Origin of the sequence: Moorena sp. SIO4E2, assembly GCF_010671945.1 — a bacterium.
GTDB lineage: Bacteria > Cyanobacteriota > Cyanobacteriia > Cyanobacteriales > Coleofasciculaceae > Moorena > Moorena producens.
In genome coordinates, this window is sequence record NZ_JAAHIE010000918.1 from 1 (window position 1) to 2,240 (window position 2,240).

Genomic DNA, 2,240 nt, shown 5'->3' on the forward strand with positions numbered 1-2,240 from the left:
TCTAAACTAGTAACTAGCTGTATTTTAGGCTTATCCCTGGTCATAACTCGGGCTGCTCTAGCTGAGTACGAATTCCCTTCCGATCAGAAACCTCCAAGTGACTATACAGGACAAGCAGGCTCCAGAGATGGGTGCGAAGGTGAAGGGATACCCCTAACAGCTCTAGTTCCTCTAAGTCATGTTGGACAAACGGCTTCGACTCGCCCGACTTTTGCTTGGTTTGTTCCTGACTCGACCACCAAAAAGATGGAATTCACGCTCTATGAATATGACTCAAACGGTAAACCCAAATTAATCGGTGAGGCAATTCCATTGAAGAGTTGGCCAGGAGTTATGACATTAACCCTACCAGAGGACAGACCAGAACTTAGAGTAGGTCGCACTTATCTTTGGCAAGTCACCATCTTATGTGACCCAGATAACGCATCAAGTGATTTAATTGCTAGGGCAGATATTCAGGTTCTAGAGATGCCTTCTACTTTGGAAAGCACTTTTGTCGATGGCTCAAACAAATCCGATTTCTATGCCAAGGCAAGTTTATGGTACGATGCTTTAGCTGAAGCTCTGAAGTTGGCTAACGAATCTAGGTTGGGAGAGGTGGGTTCAACCCTACTAGAAAACCTGGCTGAATTAGAGGCAGCTGCACTGACTGACGAGGAGTATGAACGGATTGAGAACTTAAGGCAAATAGCCAGTAGCCTGCGGTGATTGAGTCCACCCCGCCGTCAATCATAGGATTAAAGCCAGTTACCGATCAGGATAAACGGTGCCCAGTAGGCGGGGTGGGCATATTGGTCGTTAATCTCCTCTGTGTCCTCAGCCTCAATCAGTTTTCGCTGAGCTGCACGTAAAGCCTCGGCTTTGCTTACTCCAGGACGGCGCAAGTTGGCATAAAACTCTGTCACTAACTGAGCCGTAGAGGCATCATTGACAGACCAAAGAGAGGCTAAAGCACTGCTGACACCGGCTCGCACGGCAATGCCAGCCAAACCCAGAGCAGCACGGTCATCTCCCACTGCCGTTTGGCAAGCTGTGAGGGCAAGCAATTCCCCTGAGTCGGGTTTACGACTAACGCCGCTGATGGTGTTTTCCAGATCATCGAGGGTGAGCTTGTCATTATTTCCAGTGACGAGAAAGGTGTCTTCTCGAATCGCACTAAATTGACCGTGGGTGGCAATGTGAAGAATGGGGTAAACGGTTTGAGCCAGTTCTTCTTCTAAGCGCTCTTGGGTAAAATCCTGATTCAAAAGCGTTTTGCTACCTGGAAATTGAGTCTCGACTGCCTTGAGTTCGCTTTCAACATTGGTCAAAGCTGAAAACCCTTGTCCGTTGACTTCACTTTCTTGAGTTAACCCTAAGGCTAAGACGCGAAGTTTTTGACGGTTCAAGGCTTGGGGATTGGTCAGCTTAAGACTGGGGGTTGTGGCAATAGCATAGGTTTCAACTAAGAATTTTTCACCGTCGTGGAGGGCAGCCATTGGGATGCTGCGTAAGATGCCATCCTGGATGAAAACAAGGGTTTCTATCTGTGCTGACTTTAAATACTTGGTAAAAGGAGCAATAATCTTTTTATACAGCTCTTGGGCTGGTTTGAGGTTATAGTTAATATCACGTCTGCGTTCCAGTCCCCGGCGAAATTGGTTGATTTCTTCTCTAAGAGTTTGACTATCAACATTGATCCACTCCAGTCGCTTTTCGCCCTTGGGAAGACTGACTAGAATACCGGTGCGATCGCTTAAAATAATCGAGCTAAAGACAGCGGTTTTTTCCCCAACCAGTTCGTCAACTCGTTTCTGACTGATGAGTATTAACGCACAATCATTGCCGAAGTAATTTTGCAGTTCTGCTAGTTTTAGGGAATCAATGGTTTCGAGGGCAGACTTTAGCTCATCTGGGTACTCCTTACTATCTTTGGGGAGTAGCTCAGCACGTTCCAACCTTAACTTAGCCAATTCACGGTGGAGAGGATTAATGGCATCCCGAAAGTCAAACTGTAAGTCTCGCTCTGCAATCAGAAGCTCTTTTCTGATATCGTTGAGTGTAGCGATCGCTTCTTTATAAGCATTGACCGCCTTAACTTCGTTACCTTGGGCTTGGAAAATTTGACCCAGCTGCCACTGCCACAAATACAGGCTATCTTTTGCGGATAGATTTTGGTCAGCCATCCACCATGCCTTTTGAGTGAAGTCTAGGGCGTTTTGATAGTCTTGGCGGCAGTAATAGAGATGACCCAATTCACC

Annotated in this window: 2 protein-coding genes; one reads left to right on the top strand and one right to left on the bottom strand. The window is 46.7% G+C overall.

The window, feature by feature from the left end; translation table 11 throughout:
- The coding region (locus tag F6K37_RS38955) for a DUF928 domain-containing protein (RefSeq protein WP_287256581.1) at positions 1–708 on the top strand (708 nt) is incomplete at its 5' end.
- A 29-nt stretch (positions 709–737) separates the two neighbouring features.
- Here the strand turns inward: F6K37_RS38955 and F6K37_RS38960 are convergent.
- Positions 738–2,240: CHAT domain-containing protein (locus tag F6K37_RS38960; RefSeq protein WP_287256583.1), on the bottom strand; the 1,503-nt coding region annotated here is incomplete at its 5' end.